Source organism: Limnomicrobium aquaticum, from assembly GCF_040545545.1.
GTDB lineage: Bacteria > Pseudomonadota > Alphaproteobacteria > Rhizobiales > Rhizobiaceae > Ensifer_A > Ensifer_A aquaticum.
In genome coordinates, this window is the sequence record NZ_JBEPMB010000002.1 from 1 (window position 1) to 18,089 (window position 18,089).

Sequence of the window (18,089 nt, forward strand, 5' to 3'; positions counted from 1 at the left end):
ATCGCGTAAGGGCCGCCGCATTCAGCGCATTCCAACAGGAGATATGACGGGCGGTGCGACGCATTCAACGCGTTCGTCGTCGTATAGGAAAACAGTTCGCCGACTTCCTTCTGGCGGCGTTTGACCTTCGCCCAAAGCGCGTCGGAAACGATCCGCATCGCCGGCACGTCCGACGTGACCCATTGTGCGGCGTCGTTGGCGCGTGCCACCCGCCGCTCCGTGTCCGGGTTCTTCCGGTAATTGCGTTTGTTCCAGACCAGCCTTCCGATATACGTCTCATTGTTGAGGATGCCCGTGCCACGCTCCGCATGTCCGCGGATCGCCGTGTCTCGCCAGGCCGCGCCTCTTGGGCCCTCGATGCCTCTCTCATTCAATTGTTGTGCGATATCGCGCGGTGAAACGCCCGCGGCATATTGCTCGAAAATCCAGCGGACGGTGTTCGCCTTGACTTCGTCGATGTCCCGGTAACCGAGGATGCGGTCGCCGTTGGCATCGCGCACTGCGGCGAGGCGGTAGCCATAGGCGAGACAGGTTGACGCTTTGCCTTTGCGCACGGCGTATGAGATCAAGGCCCTTCGCGAAAAATAAATCACGTCAGTCAGCCGGTCATCGCCCGCTATCTGAAGACGAGCCAATCCACAGTCCAAAAATGGGAGACCAGCGCCAAACGGTCTGCTGGCTGGCGCTGAAGCTGCTTTCGCTTGTGCAAAAGCATGGACTGCAGATGTTAGCGTGACCGCAGTTCCGTTCCGCTCCGCCTTGATGGGATTCGAACCATTCACCACCCGGTTTATGCTGCACGCGAAAAGACACCATTTGGTAAATCAGAGGCGGCAGCCCAGTGTGGCAACGCATTATTGTTTTGTTGTGCCGATGAGCTTGGTAAGCATCGTGAGCTGCTCTTGCTGCTTGGCGAACAGTTCCCTGATCTCAACCTCACGGATCTGGTCGAGCTTGTCGTGAAGCGCCATGATCTCGATCTCCGCTTTCAGGTTGACTTCGTAGTCGTGGGCGGCGGCCAGCCGATCCTTTGCTGCATGGCGATTCTGGCTCATCATAATAATGGGCGCCTGCACCGCGGCCAGCATCGACAGGATCAGGTTGAGAAAAATGAAAGGATAGGGATCGAAAGCCCAAACGGATGCGGCCAGGTTGCCCGTTACCCACACCAGAAGGACGATCGCAAAGATCAGAATAAAGGTCCAGGACCCCCCAAACTCCGCGACCTTGTCTGCCATCCGTTCGGCTGTGGTTAGCTTCTCATCGAACGATTGATTGGTATCGCGGGAAATCGACCGGCGTTCAAGGAGACGACGGACAATGGAACGCTCCCGTTCGGTCAGCAGATCGAATGTTTTCCCAAGATATCCACTGGCGTGATCTGCCAGGATTTTATGATCGGTGCGGTTCCCGGTTGAGTCTGACATCGCGTCTCTCCAGCCTCGCCGCCTTAGATGCGGAGGCGTTCATGGGTTTGGGTATGGCATCCAGTGGTGGAAGCATATATCAATCAAGGATTGCAGTTTCACATTTTAGAAGGGCTTAAAGTTATGGTGGCCGGCCTTTCTTCAGGGTGCCCTCATCGAGGCCGAAAGAACCGTGTGCCAATAAAGGAGGGTTTTTAGGCCCTATGAACAAGGAAACCGGCCTCCGCGGCAACGCCGGCGGATAGACCGACGCGTTCGGTACGTCACGGTGCTTTGCGCGACAGCAGCCTGCGACGACGCAGCCAGCCCTGCGCTCGAAAGAGACAATCTTAAATACATGAATCTTTGTAATCCTTGCAATTTAAAATAGAGTCTCTATATTAGCAACATTGGCAGTCATTGAACGGGCGCTGTCATTTTCTGGGCGACAATCACCTTGGCCCCAATCAAGGAGGACATCATGTCTTCCAATCATTCCAGTCTACCTATTGGCATTGCTGATATCAGCATCATCAGAAACGTAATCAGGCGCGCGGGCTTTCAATATGAAGAGCCTATGGGAGAAATGGATCGTGGCGCGGCGCGCCATGTCATCGATCTCTATCAGCACGGCACGCAAAAACCCGAGGAGTTGATCCTCGCGGTCAGCGGCTGGGCCGAACGTTTCGTCACGGCACGCAAACATCCCAGAACAGCGGGGATGGTGCTTTGACCCTCTCATTCGCAAATCCAACGCGCGACTATGATGAACGGCGCGGGATGATCCGTTTCCTGGGCTATGATGGATTTAGCTGCGTTCAATTTCTTCTACCGGTCGCCGCATTTCACGGCACTGGGGCCCATGCTGAGTGGCATACCCAGGACTACCTCATGGCCTTTGATCGCCTCCGCGGCCGAATCATCGAGATTGCTCGCACCTCTTACGGGCGAACGCATCGCCCGACGATCGAACTCGATCTCAGGGCAATCGGCTCGTCGCTGCAGACCGCGAGCTGAGTTTGCGGGCGGCCGTGACGGCCCAAAAGGCATCAGGGAAGAGCCCTCGAAGCGAGGAACGAGAAAAACTCTGAACCGGAAGCGGGCTATCCGCTGCTGGGCATGTGGCGGGAGCTATTCAGATGGTATCGAACAGCACACCCAATGACCACGGTCCCAGTGATGCGGCCTTGCTGAGGGCGCTACTGAGACGCGCAGACTATGTCACGTCTGATCTCGACGCCGCCCACGGTCCCGACAAGGACCGCGAACGCATCATGATCGGGCGCATCGAGGACGGCATGATCCTCCAGGCTGACTATCCCGTCTCGGACAGGCAGGCCGCACGGGACACCGGCAACGATCTGTCACGCTGGGAAGAAGACGGTGGCAGCTGCCGCCATGGTCATCCACGATATCAGTGACGAACACCGCGCTTCGGCTACTCGGCCAAGCGCCGGCCGAACATCTCAAGAGATTGCGCCCAGAGGGTCATTGACCCGGAAACGGAGCGGTCATGTTGACCAGAACAACGACACGATATGTGCATTTCGACCAGCCTTTCAGCCTCGCCGGTGTCGAGGGCATTCATGCGGCCGGCGATTACAGGTTGCTTGAAGACGAGGAGCAGATCGACGGACTTTCGTGGATCGCCTACCGGCGTATCGCGACACTGATCGAAATCACCCGTGGACAGAAGACCAGCTTGATCACGATCGATCCGTCCAACCTTGAGGATGCTCTGCAGAACGACAAGGCGTCAGCCAAACTGGCCGTCTGACCTGAAGAGGCCACCGCCAGCGCAATGCAGGCACAATCAATGCAGCAACCCGATACTATCGGAGGAACAAATATGCCCACCCATCGTTTTACTGTGGGACAGATCGTCCGGCTTGTCACGACCACTGGCCTGTCGCCTGCCGCCGCCCATGTCTACGCGGTCGAAGCCCCCATGCCCGTCTACAACAACAATCCGCAATACCGGCTCTGGAATGCGGAGCTTGATCAGCGCCGTGTCGCATCGGAGCAAAATCTCGAGGCTGTCATCAACACCTGATGCGGCCCCGAGTCCATCTGCAGGCAGTGACCACCTATGACAATCGCATAAATCCTCGTCTCCGGGTGCATGCCCATGGGACCCTCATGTTCTGAAGGGAACGCTCATGACCCAGTCCAGACGCATCGCATTCATCGGCAACTCGCTCCCCCGCCAGTGCGGCATCGCGACATTCACCAGCGACCTTTCGCGGGCGATGTCGGACACGCTGCAGAATACGCAGACCGCCATCATCGCCATGACGGATAGCAAACAAACCTACGACTATCCGCCGGACGTCATCTTCAGCATCCGCGAGGGTGAACCGGAAGATTACGTGACGGCCGCCAGAATTCTGAACAAGGGCCATTTCGACGCGATATCGCTCCAGCATGAGTTCGGCATTTTCGGTGGCGACGACGGCGAGTATATCATTGGCCTGCTGTCGCGGCTCCACGTCCCCGTCGTCACCACGCTTCACACGATCCTGGCCGCGCCGACGCCATCGCAGCGCCGCGTGCTGCTTGAGGTGATCTCAAAATCGGCACGGGTCGTCGTCATGGCGGAAAAAGGGCGGAGCCTGCTCGTCGACGTTTATGGGGTGGACACCGCGAAGATCGACATCATTGCGCACGGAATTCCCGATCGCCCGTTTCACGATACGGAAAGCGCCAAGGCCAGAAGGGCCCTTGCGGGCCGTCCCGTCATCCTGACCTTCGGTCTTCTATCGCCGAACAAGGGGATCGAAGTGGCAATCGACGCCATGCCTGCCGTTCTGGAGAGTAGCCCCGATGCGCTTTACATCGTGCTCGGTGCGACGCATCCGACGCTTCTGCGCCAGCAGGGCGAAGCCTATCGCGAAAGTCTGCGGCTCCGCGCCGAAAATCTCGGCGTCGGACATGCGGTTCAGTTTCTCAATCAATTCGTAGACCTGCCGACGCTGCTCGACTTCATCGCCTTGTCCGACATCTATGTCACCCCGTATCTCAACGAGGCGCAGATGACGTCGGGAACGCTTGCCTACAGCTTCGGCATGGGAAGCGCAGTCGTCTCGACACCCTATTGGCATGCACGGGAGCTGCTGGCGGATGGTCGCGGCCTTCTCGTGCCCTTTGGCGACGCAGCCGCAACCGGCAGGGCGATCGCCTCGCTGCTCAACGATGATGGCAAGCGCATGGCCATGCGCCGGCGCGCCTACGAGGCCGGCCGGTCGATGATCTGGTCGCATGTCGCCACGCTCTATCTCGAAAGCATCGACAAGGCGAGAGCCGGCTATCGCGCTCCGGCGGGCAGTCATCTTGTGTCTCTCGCCATCGGGCGTCCGCCCCAGCAGCTGACATCCCTGAAACTCGGGCATTTCTCCGCCATGTGCGACGATACCGGGATTTTCCAGCATGCCGTCTATTCGGTGCCCGACAGGTCGCACGGCTATTGCGTGGACGACAACGCACGGGCCTTGCTGCTGTCCGCGCACCTCACGGCAGCCGGCAAGACCGGAATTCCGGACAGGCTGACGGGATCGTTCGCCGCCTTCGTTGAACATGCCTGGAACCCTGATACCGGACGTTTCCGCAATTTCATGAGCTTCGACCGGCGCTGGCTGGAGGACGAAGGTTCCGAAGACAGCCACGGCCGCACCCTGTGGGCGCTCGGGGCATGCGCGCTCTCCGATGCCGACTTGCTTCGGCGGCGGTGGGCGAGTGTCCTCTTCGAACGCGCCATGTCCGCGAGCCTGAGCTTCAAATCTCCCCGCGCCTGGGCCTTCGCGCTGCTCGGCCTCAACGACTATTGCCAGGTCAATCCCGACGACACCAGGGGTGCCAACTTGCGGCTGCAACTGGCCGAAAAACTCATGGACCTGCAGGAGCGGGTCTCGAAGGTGGGACGCTGCTGGTTTGAGGAAGGGCTGTCCTACGAGAATGCGCGCCTCAGCCAGGCATTGATCGTCACGGGTCTTGCGACCCGCAAGGACCGCTTCACGCAAGCAGGCCTCGACACGCTCCGCTGGCTGATGGCGCAGCAGACCGGCGAAAAGCGGCAGTTTCGGGCCATCGGCACCGATGGCTTCTTCGATGTCAACCAGCCTCCGAAACAGTTCGACCAGCAACCGGTCGAAGCCACCGCAACCGTTTCGGCCTGCCTTGCGGCCTATACCGCAACCACGGACGCGTGGTGGTTCGAGGAGGCGCGACGCGCTTTCCGTTGGTTCACGGGCGGGAACGATCACGGGATCTCGCTCATTGATCCGGAAACGGGAAGCTGCTGCGATGGCCTGCATGCCGACCGTCCTAACGAGAACAGGGGCGCGGAATCGGTCCTCTGCTACCTCATTTCCTGCAACGAGATCGAACGCGCAACGCAAATGCTGCGTCCGGCATTTCCGCGCGCTGGCGCAAGGCAAATTTCATGAATATTTCAGCGGATCTCAATGAACCCGACACCTCGGTCGTATCCGATCTACGCCTTCTCAAGCGACAGGCGCTCTATCTGAAACCCGATCCGACCCGGGTCATTGTCCGGCCCTTCCGGCCCTCGACCGAGCCGCGCCACCTCAACCCGCGTGACAAGACGCGGGCCAACGAAATCGTCGAGCGTGTTCTGTCTCTCGATCAGGCGGCGACGGCGAACCAGCTGCGCGATATCCTGGCGAATTTCGATGGCCGGCACCGCAATCTGCTGCGCCAGTTCGAGCTTCGCGCCGATGCGATGGAGGACGCTTTCATGCAGCATCAGCGCTTCAGCCAGCAGCAGCGGCAACTGGTCGGCGCCTATTTCATGAACGAATACTCGTTCGAATCCGCCGCCCTGTTCAATCCGAGCATCGTGCCGCATCCGGATCAGTCGGACCTGCCCGCCGGGAGCCGTCGCGTCATCATCAGCCTGAGAGCCGTCGGCGAAGGACATATCTCCTCCCTGACATTCCGCTCCGGGGTGATCGACAGCGCCGGCATTCTGGCCATCGCCACACCGGTGCGGCTCGCCGGCCTGCCCGACATCCACGCCCAGCACGGCCTGGCGGCAACCGGTTGCATCAGCCTTAGCTTCAAGGAGGAGAGTGATCTCAGCGAGCGCGTCATCTTTCCCGTAACCGAGGCGCAATCGAACGGCATCGAGGATGCGCGCTTTGTCGCGTTCGAAGACGAAGGGTCGACGACCTATTTTGCGACCTACACGGCCTATAGCGGCTCGGCGATCCGCTCGGAACTTCTGGAGACCCGCGACTTCCTGAACTTCACCCTGACACCGCTTCGAGGGCCAGCCGCCCGCAACAAGGGCATGGCGCTCTTCCCCCGCCGCATCAACGGCCGCTACGCCATGATCGCGCGGCAGGACAGCGAGAACCTCTACCTGCTCTATTCTGACGATCTCCTCCACTGGGAGGAAGGAAGGCAGCTGATGCGGCCAGAATTTGCCTGGCAGTTCGTCCAGATCGGCAATTGCGGATCGCCGGTGGAAATCGACGAGGGATGGCTGCTCTTCACGCACGGGGTCGGCCCCATGCGGCGCTATTCGATCGGGGTGACACTGCTGGACAAGCATGACCCTGGCATCATCCTCTCGCGGACCCTCGAACCGCTGCTGCAGCCGGACCCGACGGAGCGCGAGGGCTATGTTCCGAATGTCGTCTATTCCTGCGGCGCCATGCGCCATGGAGACCTGATCGCTCTGCCCTACGCCGTCTCCGACACCTACTCCAACTTCACCACGATCAAGATCAGCGAACTTCTGGCAACCTTGATTCCGACGACAGCCAAGGCTTGATCGGTGCAGCGTACCAAGCCCAGAGTTTCGGATCTTTTGTCCTCAGATCAAGGTGAAACCGAATTTCCTGGTGTATTGCCGGTGCACCGCTCTGCTGCCGGATGCCGAAACAGGGCTATCCTTCCGATGCATTCGGTTGACTGACCGGCAGCATGGTTCCTCGCCGTTGCTCGATGTTTTGGCAAGCTCAAGCGCCCGCAAGATAGTCTGCGACGCAGCCCTATTGATCCCGATCAAGACTAGCTCCGCCCCAAGGGCGTAGACTTCTCGACAGCGTGGAATTGCAAAATGGGCTTGGAACCGGGTTATCGCCGAGCGCTTGAAAACAGGCGAACCGCTGCCGCATTGGTGTCGGGACAGGCTGCGTTTCAGGCGGCATCGCGCGGCAATGCGCCAATCCCCGAAGCGTGCAACACGGATTGAATTGATGGTGGTTCCCGAACAGAGCGGCAGGCCGACCGAGACCGTTTCGCGCAATGCGGTGGTTCCCGCAAAGCCGTATCCAGCCGTGACCGTTCCTCCGCACGATCCGCCACACACGCATCCACCCCACGTGACAGAGCCGCGATCACGGCGCTGGCCGTTGCTCGTCGCGCTGGCCGTCGGCCTCGTCATCATCGCGGGAGTGCTCTACCGTCAGCCCTGGAAGGCGACCTCGGCCATCGTGACCGTGGAGGTTGTCGCCCCCGGCCCGATCACCCGCGTCCTTGCCATCAACGGAAGGATCGCGGCGCTTCGTTCTGTCGATGTGAAATCGACCGTCGCCGGAACGTTGACGGCCCGCATGGCGCAGGAAGGCGACATCGTGCAGCGGGGCGCGGTGCTTGCAACGCTCGATGACACATCGCAGACCGCCGCCGTGAGGCAGAGCATCGCAGCGCTGGAACAGGCGCAGGTCGCGCAAACCCAGGCCGGCGAAGCGCTCGACCGGGCGGAGGCGCTCCGGGAAAACGTCTCCCGAATGGTGCTCGAAGATGCCCGGCACGCCATGGTGCGCGCCGATCAGGAAGTCGGGAGGCTGCGCGCGCTGGTCGATCAGGCGCAGTTTCTGCTCACGAAGTTCAGCATCGTCGCCCCCATTGCCGGAACGGTCCTGAAGCGCAACGTCGATCCCGGTCAGGTTGTCGATCCTTCGACGCCGCTTTTCACGCTTGCGGACCTGAGCGACCTCGTGGTCGAGACAAATGTCGACGAACTCTATGCGACGCAGATCAAGGCCGGCATGCCGGCCCTCCTGCAGCTGACGGGCGCGACGGCCACGCAGGCAGGCCATGTCACCTTCGTGGCGCCGGTGGTCGATGCCGGGACAGGTGGTCTTGCCGTCAAGATCGCGTTCGACACGCCGCAATCGGCACCCGTAGGGCTGACGGTGACGGCCAATATCATCGTAGACCGACAGGACAAGGCAATCTCCGCGCCACGGGCCGCCATCGTCACCACCGGGCAGGACCATTCCGTCTTCGTCGTGACCGCCGACGGCAAGGCGCACAAGATGCCGGTCACGGTCATCGACTGGCCTGCCGAACGGCTGCTCGTGACAGATGGCCTCAAGCCCAGCGACCGGTTGATCGTCGATGCGAACGGCCTTGCCGATGGAAAGAGCGTCAAGGTCAAGGAGCGCTAGCATGCTCTATGCGCTCAAGATCGCCTCGCGCTACATGACCTCCAACAAGGCGCAGTCCGCGCTCCTCATCTTCGGCGTCGCGGTCGGCGTGTTCATCTTCATCTTCATGAGTGCCCTGATCGGCGGGCTGGCCGATTACATCCTGTCGCGCACGGCGGGCGATCTCTCCCATGTGACGATCGAGGCCGAGGCGCGCGTCCCCGCCCTGCTCCTGCACGATGAAAAGGGCGCGGTCCTCATGGTCCAGAAGAAGGACACGAGCCGCGAGGCGCGCCTCTCTTCGGTCGACGCCTTCATTCCCGTCATCGGAAAACTGCCTGGCGTCAAGGCCGTGTCCCGCGAGATCACCGGGGGCGGTTTCCTGAGACGGGGCGCGCAGTCTGCACAGGTCAGCGTCACGGGCGTGGAACCCGCCAAGGTGTCCGCCATCATCAATCTGAAATCCTATCTTGTCGCGGGAACGGTCGATCTCGGTCCGGGCAAGGTCCTGATCGGCAAAAAGCTTGCCGACGACATGAGCTACCGGCTCGGCCAGACGGTCGAGCTTCAGGCCGATACCGGCATCAGCCAGTCGCTGGTTGTGTCCGGCATCTACGAGATCGGCTCCGGCGGACCCGACCGCCGCCAGGCCTATGTCAGCCTCGCCACCGCGCGAACGCTGTTTGCCATGCCGCAGGGCGTCTCGCGGGTCGAGATCAAGCTTGCGGACCTCTATCAGGCGGATACGACAACCGCGCGCATCAAGGCGATCACCGGCCTGCCCGCCACCTCCTGGACCGAGAATGCCGCCCAGCTGCTGGACGCGCTGAAGGCCCAGGCGCAGACGGGCCTCATGCTCAAATCCTTCGCGCTGATCACCATCGTCATCGGCATCGCGTCCGCACTTCTCCTCTCCACCTATCGCAGGCGTCCCGAGATCGGGATCATGCGGGCCATGGGCGCGCCACGCTCCTTCGTCGTCACCGTCTTCGTCATTCAGGGCGCGATGATCGGACTGGCCGGCGGGTTGCTCGGCGCGGGCCTCGGCTATCTCGTCCTGCTTGCCTTTCCCGGTCGCGAGGCATTCAAGCCCGGCAATTTGCCGATCGACATCACGCAGGGCGCCTATGGGCTTGCGATCCTTTTGACCGTGATCAGCGCCACGCTCGCCTCCATCCTGCCGGCGCGTGCTGCCTCGCGCGTCGATCCCGTCACGGCGATCGGCCAATGACCGAGCCCCTGCTCAATGTCAGCGACCTTTGGAAGACCTTCGGGGACGGCGATGCCGCGACCCAGGTGCTGAAGGGCCTCGACTTCACGATGGCCCAGGGCGAGATGTCGGCGCTGCTCGGACCGTCCGGGTCCGGCAAGAGCACGCTGCTCACCATCCTCGGCACGCTGATGCGGCCGACCTCGGGCAGCCACACGATGCTGGGGCAGGATCTCACCACGGCCAGCGACGAGGATCTGACGGAATTCCGCAACCGGCATATCGGCTTCGTCTTCCAGTTCCACAATCTCCTGCCGGATTTCACCGCGCTGGAAAACGTCATCTTCCCCACCGCCGTGCGGGAGGGCCGCGAGACCGCCGCTGCCCGCGCGCGCGGGCGCGAACTGCTGGTCCGGATGGGTCTTGCCGACAGGATGGATTTCCTGTCTACTAGCCTTTCAGGCGGACAGAAACAACGCGTGGCGGTAGCCCGCGCGCTGATGAACAGCCCGGAACTGGTGCTGGCCGATGAGCCGACAGGCAATCTCGACCGCGCCGCCGCCAATCAGGTGATGGAGACGATCGACCTCCTGAATCGCGAGGAGGGAACGACATTTCTGATCTCTACCCATGACGACAAGATCGCCGCCTGGTGCCGGCGCCAGATTCTCGTCGGCGACGGCCAAGTGACGGGTTAGGCTTGCGCGTTCGCGATCCGACAGGAGGGCACGCGAAAGGCCGACCTCATCTCTGAATAATCGCGAAGGAGAGACGGAACCGTTCTCGCATGTCGACTGTTACGGTTTATGTGTCTATGAGCGTCGTTTCGCGGAAGGTTTGCAATGCGGATCCGTGTTGGATTTCACATCGAATATGAATGCCAGAACGAGACGCCCATGCTGCTGGTGCTCAAGGTTCATCCATCGCGGGAGCGGGACCTTTGCGCAGCGCAATCTTTGAATTTCAATCGTTCGATATCCGTACGCGACTATATGGATGCATATGGCAATGCGTGCAGCCGCATCGTCGCGCCGCCGGGCAGGACGATGATCTCATCCCAATTCGAGGTGAATGACAGCGGTCTTCCCGATCCGGTTCCCGAGCTGGCAGTCCAACACCTGATCCAGGACCTGCCGGACGATGTGCTGGTCTTCCTGCTCGGAAGCCGCTACTGCGACACGGACCGGCTGGCGGAATTTGCTTGGAAGCAGTTTTCCTGGACGCCGCTTGGATGGCCGCGGGTGAAGGCCATCACCGACTTCGTACACAGCCATCTGGTCTTTGACTACGACCGGGCCGATCCGATGCGGACAGCCCATGACGGTTTCCTCGCCCGGACCGGGGTCTGCCGCGACTTTGCCCATCTCGCCATCACGCTGTGCCGCTGCCTGAACATTCCGGCCCGTTACTGCACCGGCTATCTGGGCGATATCGGCGTTCCGAAGGATCCGCATCCGATGGATTTCAGCGCGTGGATGGAGGTCTATCTCGGCGGTTGCTGGTGGACGGTCGATCCGAGGCACAACAGGCCGCGAATTGGGCATCTCCTGATGGCACGAGGGCGCGATGCCACGGACGTCGCCCTGTCGACAGCCTTCGGACCGGCCACGCTGACGCATTTCGAAGTCATCGCGGAAGAGATCGCCTGACAGCGGCCTTGCGTCGGCGCGGCGCGCAATCGTGTATTGGAACCGCTACAGTGTCCATTCGGCTCCCCGACACGAGGAAACCGCCGTCATGTCCCTTCAACGAGCAAGCTTCTACTTGCTTCTTACGGTGGTCATCGTCGCCCTCATATGGCTGATCATCCCTTACTACACGACCATTTTCTAGGCGGTCATTCTGGTGATCCTGTTCTTTCCGGTTCACACGCGGCTTGAAAGGTTGCTCGGAGGCCGCAGCGCGCTTGCGGGGCGCTGCTGACCGTACTTGTGTGCATCTGGCTCGTGATGATCTTTGACGGCCCGACAGTAAGCGCAGGTCTATGCCGCCATCGCGGCCTGCCTTGAAGCTTTCGATGTCGGTGCCCCGATGCACCTGCAACAGATCGCGAGTGAGGACCTCATGATCATGCGGAGATATCTGGTGGAAGTCGTACTTGGGCATCTCTGACAGGCGGCCTCATTTTTCGTGGGCGTTTCACCTTTTATTCGGCTCTTGAAGACCGGGACATTGGTCGATGCAACCATTATCGCCTCGGCCAGTGAAGACGACACCGACGGTCATTGGGTCAAACATCGTGGCAAAACGGCGGTTCACGGATACAAGGCGCATGTGGGCGCTGATGCGGATACGGCGCTGGTGGAGGAAGTAGCGGTGACGCCGGCCAACATCAATGACGGACGCGCCGGTCCTGCCGCGCTTCCCGAAAACCCCGGCAACGTTTATGCAGACAGCGCTTATCGTGGCGATCATTTCGGCAAGGCGGTTATTGCCAAAGGCGGAAGGCCACGCATCGTTGCCACCGGAATGTGGGGACGGGATGAAGCTGAGATACGCGCCCGCCTCGAAGCACATAACCAGCCGATCCACCGCATCCGTGGTCGGATCGAAAAGATATTCGGAACGTGGAAACGATCCTACGGATTGCGCAGGACGCGCTGGAGAGGCATGGCAAAAGCTGGCGTACAAATTCGTCTGACCGCCATCACCTGCAACATGAAGCGATGCGTCAACATCGTGATGGTCGCACAATGAAGGGGAAGAATGGGCGGCAAATGGACCAGAATTGACGGCTGCCCCGAAAATCGCCCGTGCTCGAAAGAGCCAAAAACATCCAAGTATCTGAAATTAAAATCAATTTAATAAGGAAAGGTTATCCGCGCACAGGTCTCCTAAACGTCCGAAAAGGGCGCGCATTCCTGCCATTCGCGTTGGTTCAGGACGGCCTTTCCCAATTGCCGGCTCCCGATATCTTCAACTGTCACAACGTCACGAAACAAGCCGAATATTCAAGTCTCTGTGCGGTCGGGCCTGCTGGGGGCGTTTTGCGTTCCCAAACGATAAGCAGCCTGAGAATCCCGTAAGCGAGATACAACCGCAGGCGTTGGCGGTCAGCACGGCAAGGAGTGGCGCTCCAGCCGGCTCATTTGAAAGGGTGCCAGTCTTCGTATTCCGGTGTGGAGGCATTTGAGTTCAAGTTAGGAGACTGCCATGCTATATCTTCCACTTGACTAATGTTACGCAAATGAACCTGATGCCTGAATGACTTCGCAATTTCGGGCGGCGGCAATCGAAGTCTCCTGCTGGGGCCGACATCGGGTTGGAGCGGAAAATGCCTCTGAAGGTTCGATCGAACTTCGCCCTTGGCGTTGGGCCTTACTTCGGGCTCAAGGACGCAAATTTCGAGAGTTTCTGCGTGGGCGACGAAGCATTCTTCACCGCAACCCGGCTTGTGTGGCAGCGTCATCATTCACAATCGCTCGACATCTCCCTGCCAGAAGCAGACAGCTATTTCGTGATGATTTACCTATCGGATGCGCAACATTGCGATGTTCTGGTCGGTGGAAGACTGGCGCCTCTGCGGCACTACGAAGCGGGGTCCATCTGCGTTGTCGATCTCGCCAACGGTGCAGCAATCCGCCTGCATAGCGATCTCGACGCGCTGGCCCTTTGTATCCCGAACGCGTTTTTTACCGGGAACGATTTATTTGACGAACTGGCCTTTGGGTTGCCGTTGCGTTGTGTGCGCGGTCATTCCGATCCCCTGGTCTCGCATGTGGCGGCAGCACTACTCCCCATGCTGGACAACAATGCACCCATTCCGAAATCAGTCTTGCAGCCGATTGCCATCGCCATCGGCGCCCATCTTCTGCAGCGCTATGGCGAAGGGTTTGTTGCCGGACATCGCGCCGGCGTCGCCAGCGAAACGTCGGACGCCTGTACGGATCGCGAGAATGCGGCTTCTGCCGACGCTGAGCCTCAGGCCTTGTCGCATGGCGCTGCCGGCCATGCTTCGGAGACCGTGAACCTCTTGATGCCGCCGGATTGGCATCAGGATCGGCAAATGGCATTCGCCAAACAGTGCATTCGGGACGCGGAAGCCGACATTGCCACCGTAGCGAGGCTGTGCGGATTCTCCGACATCGAGCTATTTGAAGAGATTTTCCGCAGCCACACGGGCATGTCGCCCGATCGATGGCGACAGACGAATTTAAACTGAACGGAATGGTCATGGACGCGTGGCACAACGTCAACACCCACAAGCCATTGCCGGCTGGTGTGCTGCAAAGCAACGGCATCCTGATGAGCCATATGTCAGGTGAGGAGACGTCGACCTGGCAACGGGTGAAGACCAGGGCGCGAGAAGGCTCTCTTGCCTATGGTGTGAGTGTCAGGCTTTGCGCCAGCGGCAATGTGGGGCCGACAGGGAAAATACGCATCGATGACTGGAGCGGTGCAACGCCCGGCGCCACAAGCCTCATTCCGAACTCCGCGCATTTCGAAATTCCCCATAATGCGCTTTTCGATTTTGCCCATGGCAAGGCGCGTCCGGATTACCACGGCCTTGCCTGCGCGCGTGACGGTGTCGATCTGGTATTGCTGGGCTTGAGCCAGGCTTTGTTGCCTTCGCTCAGACATCCCGAAACCGCAGATCGCACCTTCGTCGCGAATATCTGCCAGGCGATATTGACCCATCTGGTTGAGAAATACGGCGGTATCTATTTCGCTTCGAAGAGCAAAGGTTGTCTCGCGCCCTGGCAGGAACGCAAAGCCGCGGAGTTCCTCGTTGCTCACCTGGAGGAGCCTTTCTCCTTGGTGGAACTGGCAAATGTCTGCGAGCTGTCGCGAAGCTATTTTATCAAAGCCTTCAAGGAAAGTTTCGGCAAGACGCCTCACCGATGGCTGATGGACTACCGAATCGGCCGATCCAAGCGAATGCTGCAGAACGAGGCTTCGCTGGCTGAGATTGCGCTTGCTTGCGGCTTCTCGGATCAAAGCCACATGACGCGCGTGTTCGTCGAATATACCGGCATTTCACCGGGGCGCTATCGCAGACTGCATGTCGGAGACCAGCGGATGGAGCGCGCATGAACGCGGAACAAGATACGGCGGTCGACGCTCTCGGTTGCTCTCTGAAAAAAATCGGCGAAAGTCGGGAGGCGGCCGGCAGCTATCTGAAGTTTTATCACCGTGAATCGAATTCGGAAGCGATTGGGCGCGTGGAAACCACCGCTGCCGAACGGGGCCTGCTCATAGGAATGTCGACAAGGGCGGGGCATCGCCGAGCGATATTCCAGGGTCGCTCTGTCATCCAGCAGGAATTCGAGCGCAACAGTTTCTACGTTCGCGACTTCTCGGAAGACTACAAGGCCGATCTGGGGGGAAATTTTGACTTCCAGCTGCTGGAGATATCCAACATCGGCTTTGAACGCATGTGTGAAGCCGTCGGGGTTTCCGAGTATTCCAGGCTGACGCTTGGCGTTCATGGAGACGATCTGGTTCTCTCCGGCCTCCTGAGTGCCTTGAACGCTGCCGTTTCAGATCAACGGGAATGCAGCCTTCTCTTTGTCGATCAGATGAGCCTGGCTATCGGAACACATCTGTTGCGATATTATGGTTCGCATGACGCGGCGGCAACGAAGCGGGGCACTACGCTTTCCGCAGTGCAGATGAAGCGCGTCAAAGACCTGATTGATAACAGCCTAAGCGGTGACATTCCGGTGTCCATGATGGCGACGGCCTGTGGCGACATGCCGGGTGCATTGTTCGTTCAGGCATTTCGGGAAACCACCGGCGAAACACCGCATCAATGGCTGCTCGCGCGCCGGACCGAAAAGGCAAAGGCGCTGCTCCTCGAGACGAAGCTTTCGGTCGCGGAGATCTCGCAATTGTGCGGTTTTGCCGACCAAAGCCATCTGACGCGTGTTTTCAGCAGGAAAATGGGTACACCGCCCGGAACATGGCGTCGGCGACATCGGTCTTAAGTCCTGCGGAGGCCGCGATCGCGTGGCAATGGACGTGATTTCCTGAAATCACAAATGTCCAAACCAGCCCACTAATCTTCAAGAAGTCCAGGTGCCGGAGCGCAATGATGCGGGCCAGTCGTCCCCGTGTCGTTATCGAGGGCGACACCAGCCAAATAGCCTCGCTTGAGGTCCGACTTTATCCCTTCCCGCACGTGTCGCCGCCCCGCAGGCATCGCGAGGTCTGCCACGATTGCATTCGGCAACTGGAGCCCCCATGGCCGCAGATCTGATTCTCTATCATGGCCTGATCACAACGCTCGATCGATCCAGGCCCGCCGCATCCGCCGTTGCCATCAAGGACGGCGTGTTCCTTGCAGTCGGTGGCGACAAGGAGGTGATGGAACTGGCGGGGCCTGAAACAAAGTTGATCGATCTGAAGGGCCGGCGCGTTCTTCCGGGCCTCATCGACAACCACACCCATGTCATTCGTGGCGGGCTCAACTTCAATATGGAGCTGCGCTGGGATGGCGTGAGGTCGCTTGCCGATGCGGTGGACATGCTGAAACGGCAGGTGGCCATCACGCCGCCGCCTCAGTGGGTGCGCGTCGTGGGCGGCTTCACCGAACATCAGTTCGCGGAAAAACGCCTCCCCACACTTGCGGAGATCAACGCGGTCGCGCCAGATACGCCGGTCTTTCTGCTGCATCTTTATGACCGTGCACTGTTGAACGCGGCCGCTCTGAGGGCCGTGGGCTACACGAAGGACACGCCGAATCCACCAGGCGGCGAAATCGTGCGCGATGCAAACGGCAATCCGCTCGGTCTGCTGCTTGCCAGACCCAATGCGGGCATTCTCTATGCGACGCTTGCAAAGGGGCCGAAGCTTCCGTTCGACTACCAGGTCAATTCGACCCGGCATTTCATGCGTGAACTGAACCGGCTGGGCGTGACCGGCGTCATCGATGCGGGCGGCGGTTTTCAGAACTACCCGGACGACTACGCCGTCATTCAGAAGCTGGCTGAGGAAAACCAGATGACGGTGCGCCTTGCCTATAACCTCTTCACCCAAAAGCCCAAGGCTGAAAAAGAGGACTTTCTCAACTGGACGGCTTCGGTCAAATACAGACAAGGCAGCGACTATTTCCGCCACAACGGCGCCGGCGAAATGCTGGTCTTTTCAGCAGCCGATTTCGAGGATTTTCGCGAGCCCAGACCGGATATGCCGCCGGAAATGGAAGGCGAGCTCGAGGGCGTCGTTCGCATCCTGGCCGAAAACCGCTGGCCCTGGCGCTTGCATGCGACCTACGACGAAACCATTTCCCGCGCGCTCGATGTCTTCGAACGCGTCAACCAGGACATACCGCTTTCGGGCCTGAACTGGTTCTTCGACCATGCCGAAACGATTTCCGACCAATCGATAGACCGTATCGCGGCTCTGGGTGGCGGTATCGCGGTTCAGCATCGCATGGCTTATCAGGGCGAATATTTCGTCGAGCGCTATGGCCATGGCGCTGCCGAAGCGACGCCGCCTATTGCCAGAATGCTTGAAAAGGGCGTGCGCGTGTCCGCCGGCACGGATGCCACGCGCGTTGCGTCGTACAATCCCTGGGTCTCGCTCGCCTGGATGATCACGGGCAAGACGGTGGGCGGGATGCAACTTTATCCACGCGCCAATTGCCTCGACCGCGAGACGGCATTGCGAATGTGGAGCGAAAACGTCACCTGGTTCTCCAATGAAGTGGGCAAGAAGGGCCAGATCGCCAAGGGGCAGTTCGCCGACCTCATCGTGCCGGACAAGGACTTCTTCTCATGCCCGGAAGATCAGATTTCGTTCCTGACGTCCGAACTGACCGTGGTCGGCGGCAAGATCGTCTACGGTGCTGCGGACTTTGCGCCTTACGACGAAAACCCGTTGCCGCCCGCCATGCCGGACTGGTCTCCGGTTCGCAAATTCGGCGGCTATGCCGCCTGGGGAGAGCCCGAAGGCGCGGGGAGAAATTCTCTGCACCGCAAGATCATCTCTGCCTGTGGCTGCGCCAGCAATTGCAATCTTCACGGTCATGCGCATGCCGGCGCATGGACGTCCAAACTTCCCATCGATGACCTCAAGGGCTTCTTCGGCGCGCTGGGCTGCTCCTGCTGGGCCGTCTAGCAAGGGAGAAAAACC

The 18,089-nt window shown here is 59.9% G+C and carries 18 protein-coding genes and 1 pseudogene; 17 read left to right on the top strand and 2 right to left on the bottom strand.

The window, feature by feature from the left end; all coding sequences use genetic code 11:
- Positions 1 to 554, bottom strand: a 554-nt coding sequence (locus ABID16_RS08575; protein WP_354555935.1) for a recombinase family protein, incomplete at its 3' end; no start/stop codon positions are given.
- Between ABID16_RS08575 and ABID16_RS08580 the strand changes: the two are divergent.
- Positions 553 to 736 (top strand): annotated as a pseudogene (locus ABID16_RS08580) (helix-turn-helix domain-containing protein); the annotation flags it as partial. The gene ABID16_RS08575 and the pseudogene ABID16_RS08580 overlap by 2 nt on opposite strands.
- Before the next feature lie 118 nt (positions 737 to 854).
- Here the strand turns inward: ABID16_RS08580 and ABID16_RS08585 are convergent.
- Entirely contained in the window at positions 855 to 1,427 is a 573-nt protein-coding gene (locus tag ABID16_RS08585; RefSeq protein ID WP_354555936.1) for a DUF1003 domain-containing protein, read from the bottom strand.
- Between the two features lie 460 nt (positions 1,428 to 1,887).
- Here ABID16_RS08585 and ABID16_RS08590 point away from each other — a divergent pair, with 460 nt between their 5' ends.
- The 16 genes from ABID16_RS08590 to ABID16_RS08665 all read left to right on the top strand — a co-directional run bounded on the left by ABID16_RS08590 (position 1,888) and on the right by ABID16_RS08665 (position 18,074).
- Positions 1,888 to 2,139 carry a hypothetical protein gene (locus tag ABID16_RS08590; protein WP_354555937.1) on the top strand — a complete coding sequence of 84 codons (252 nt, stop codon included), beginning with the start codon at positions 1,888 to 1,890 and terminating at the stop codon, positions 2,137 to 2,139.
- Positions 2,136 to 2,423: a DUF1488 family protein gene (locus ABID16_RS08595; RefSeq protein ID WP_354555938.1), complete on the top strand. Its 288-nt coding sequence runs from the start codon at positions 2,136 to 2,138 to the stop codon at positions 2,421 to 2,423. Before ABID16_RS08590 ends, ABID16_RS08595 begins: the two co-directional genes overlap by 4 nt.
- A gap of 122 nt (positions 2,424 to 2,545) precedes the next feature.
- Positions 2,546 to 2,827, top strand: coding sequence for a hypothetical protein (locus tag ABID16_RS08600; protein ID WP_354555939.1), 282 nt, complete (start codon positions 2,546 to 2,548; stop codon positions 2,825 to 2,827).
- A 92-nt stretch (positions 2,828 to 2,919) separates the two neighbouring features.
- Complete coding sequence (locus ABID16_RS08605; RefSeq protein ID WP_354555940.1) at positions 2,920 to 3,183, top strand: hypothetical protein; 264 nt, start codon at positions 2,920 to 2,922, stop codon at positions 3,181 to 3,183.
- Positions 3,184 to 3,255: 72 nt separating this feature from the next.
- Positions 3,256 to 3,459, top strand: a complete 204-nt coding sequence (locus ABID16_RS08610; RefSeq protein ID WP_354555941.1) for a hypothetical protein — start codon at positions 3,256 to 3,258, stop codon at positions 3,457 to 3,459.
- Positions 3,460 to 3,565: 106 nt separating this feature from the next.
- The gene (locus ABID16_RS08615; protein WP_354555942.1) at positions 3,566 to 5,848 is read left to right on the top strand and encodes a glycosyltransferase family 4 protein; all 2,283 of its coding nucleotides are present in this window, start codon (positions 3,566 to 3,568) and stop codon (positions 5,846 to 5,848) included.
- Positions 5,845 to 7,200, top strand: a complete 1,356-nt coding sequence (locus ABID16_RS08620; protein WP_354555943.1) for a glycoside hydrolase family 130 protein — start codon at positions 5,845 to 5,847, stop codon at positions 7,198 to 7,200. Before ABID16_RS08615 ends, ABID16_RS08620 begins: the two co-directional genes overlap by 4 nt.
- Positions 7,201 to 7,627: 427 nt before the next feature.
- Positions 7,628 to 8,824 carry an efflux RND transporter periplasmic adaptor subunit gene (locus ABID16_RS08625; protein WP_354555944.1) on the top strand — a complete coding sequence of 399 codons (1,197 nt, stop codon included), beginning with the start codon at positions 7,628 to 7,630 and terminating at the stop codon, positions 8,822 to 8,824.
- A 1-nt stretch (position 8,825) separates the two neighbouring features.
- Positions 8,826 to 10,034, top strand: a complete 1,209-nt coding sequence (locus ABID16_RS08630; RefSeq protein WP_354555945.1) for an ABC transporter permease — start codon at positions 8,826 to 8,828, stop codon at positions 10,032 to 10,034.
- Positions 10,031 to 10,711: an ABC transporter ATP-binding protein gene (locus tag ABID16_RS08635; RefSeq protein ID WP_354555946.1), complete on the top strand. Its 681-nt coding sequence runs from the start codon at positions 10,031 to 10,033 to the stop codon at positions 10,709 to 10,711. Before ABID16_RS08630 ends, ABID16_RS08635 begins: the two co-directional genes overlap by 4 nt.
- 144 nt (positions 10,712 to 10,855) lie before the next feature.
- Positions 10,856 to 11,662, top strand: a complete 807-nt coding sequence (locus ABID16_RS08640) for a transglutaminase-like domain-containing protein (protein WP_354555947.1) — start codon at positions 10,856 to 10,858, stop codon at positions 11,660 to 11,662.
- Positions 11,663 to 12,185: 523 nt separating this feature from the next.
- Entirely contained in the window at positions 12,186 to 12,710 is a 525-nt protein-coding gene (locus tag ABID16_RS08645; RefSeq protein WP_354555948.1) for a transposase, read from the top strand.
- Positions 12,711 to 13,287: 577 nt separating this feature from the next.
- Positions 13,288 to 14,175, top strand: coding sequence for a helix-turn-helix domain-containing protein (locus tag ABID16_RS08650; protein WP_354555949.1), 888 nt, complete (start codon positions 13,288 to 13,290; stop codon positions 14,173 to 14,175).
- Positions 14,151 to 15,047 (top strand): helix-turn-helix domain-containing protein, encoded by an 897-nt coding sequence (locus ABID16_RS08655; protein WP_354555950.1) that lies wholly within the window; start codon positions 14,151 to 14,153, stop codon positions 15,045 to 15,047. The genes ABID16_RS08650 and ABID16_RS08655 overlap by 25 nt, the downstream gene beginning before the upstream one ends.
- Complete coding sequence (locus ABID16_RS08660) at positions 14,933 to 15,940, top strand: helix-turn-helix domain-containing protein (RefSeq protein ID WP_354555951.1); 1,008 nt, start codon at positions 14,933 to 14,935, stop codon at positions 15,938 to 15,940. The genes ABID16_RS08655 and ABID16_RS08660 overlap by 115 nt, the downstream gene beginning before the upstream one ends.
- Positions 15,941 to 16,196: 256 nt before the next feature.
- Positions 16,197 to 18,074 carry an amidohydrolase gene (locus ABID16_RS08665; RefSeq protein WP_354555952.1) on the top strand — a complete coding sequence of 626 codons (1,878 nt, stop codon included), beginning with the start codon at positions 16,197 to 16,199 and terminating at the stop codon, positions 18,072 to 18,074.
- Positions 18,075 to 18,089: the final 15 nt, after the last annotated feature.

What these genes read in the sequence shown, in the direction of transcription:
- ABID16_RS08585 (WP_354555936.1), bottom strand. Translation starts at nt 1,427, where the DNA reads ATGTCAGACTCAACCGGGAACCGCACCGATCATAAAATCCTGGCAGAT.
- ABID16_RS08590 (WP_354555937.1), top strand. Translation starts at nt 1,888, where the DNA reads ATGTCTTCCAATCATTCCAGTCTACCTATTGGCATTGCTGATATCAGC.
- ABID16_RS08600 (WP_354555939.1), top strand. Translation starts at nt 2,546, where the DNA reads ATGGTATCGAACAGCACACCCAATGACCACGGTCCCAGTGATGCGGCC.
- ABID16_RS08605 (WP_354555940.1), top strand. Translation starts at nt 2,920, where the DNA reads ATGTTGACCAGAACAACGACACGATATGTGCATTTCGACCAGCCTTTC.
- ABID16_RS08610 (WP_354555941.1), top strand. Translation starts at nt 3,256, where the DNA reads ATGCCCACCCATCGTTTTACTGTGGGACAGATCGTCCGGCTTGTCACG.
- ABID16_RS08615 (WP_354555942.1), top strand. Translation starts at nt 3,566, where the DNA reads ATGACCCAGTCCAGACGCATCGCATTCATCGGCAACTCGCTCCCCCGC.
- ABID16_RS08620 (WP_354555943.1), top strand. Translation starts at nt 5,845, where the DNA reads ATGAATATTTCAGCGGATCTCAATGAACCCGACACCTCGGTCGTATCC.
- ABID16_RS08625 (WP_354555944.1), top strand. Translation starts at nt 7,628, where the DNA reads ATGGTGGTTCCCGAACAGAGCGGCAGGCCGACCGAGACCGTTTCGCGC.
- ABID16_RS08630 (WP_354555945.1), top strand. Translation starts at nt 8,826, where the DNA reads ATGCTCTATGCGCTCAAGATCGCCTCGCGCTACATGACCTCCAACAAG.
- ABID16_RS08635 (WP_354555946.1), top strand. Translation starts at nt 10,031, where the DNA reads ATGACCGAGCCCCTGCTCAATGTCAGCGACCTTTGGAAGACCTTCGGG.
- ABID16_RS08640 (WP_354555947.1), top strand. Translation starts at nt 10,856, where the DNA reads ATGCGGATCCGTGTTGGATTTCACATCGAATATGAATGCCAGAACGAG.
- ABID16_RS08650 (WP_354555949.1), top strand. Translation starts at nt 13,288, where the DNA reads ATGCCTCTGAAGGTTCGATCGAACTTCGCCCTTGGCGTTGGGCCTTAC.
- ABID16_RS08655 (WP_354555950.1), top strand. Translation starts at nt 14,151, where the DNA reads ATGGCGACAGACGAATTTAAACTGAACGGAATGGTCATGGACGCGTGG.
- ABID16_RS08665 (WP_354555952.1), top strand. Translation starts at nt 16,197, where the DNA reads ATGGCCGCAGATCTGATTCTCTATCATGGCCTGATCACAACGCTCGAT.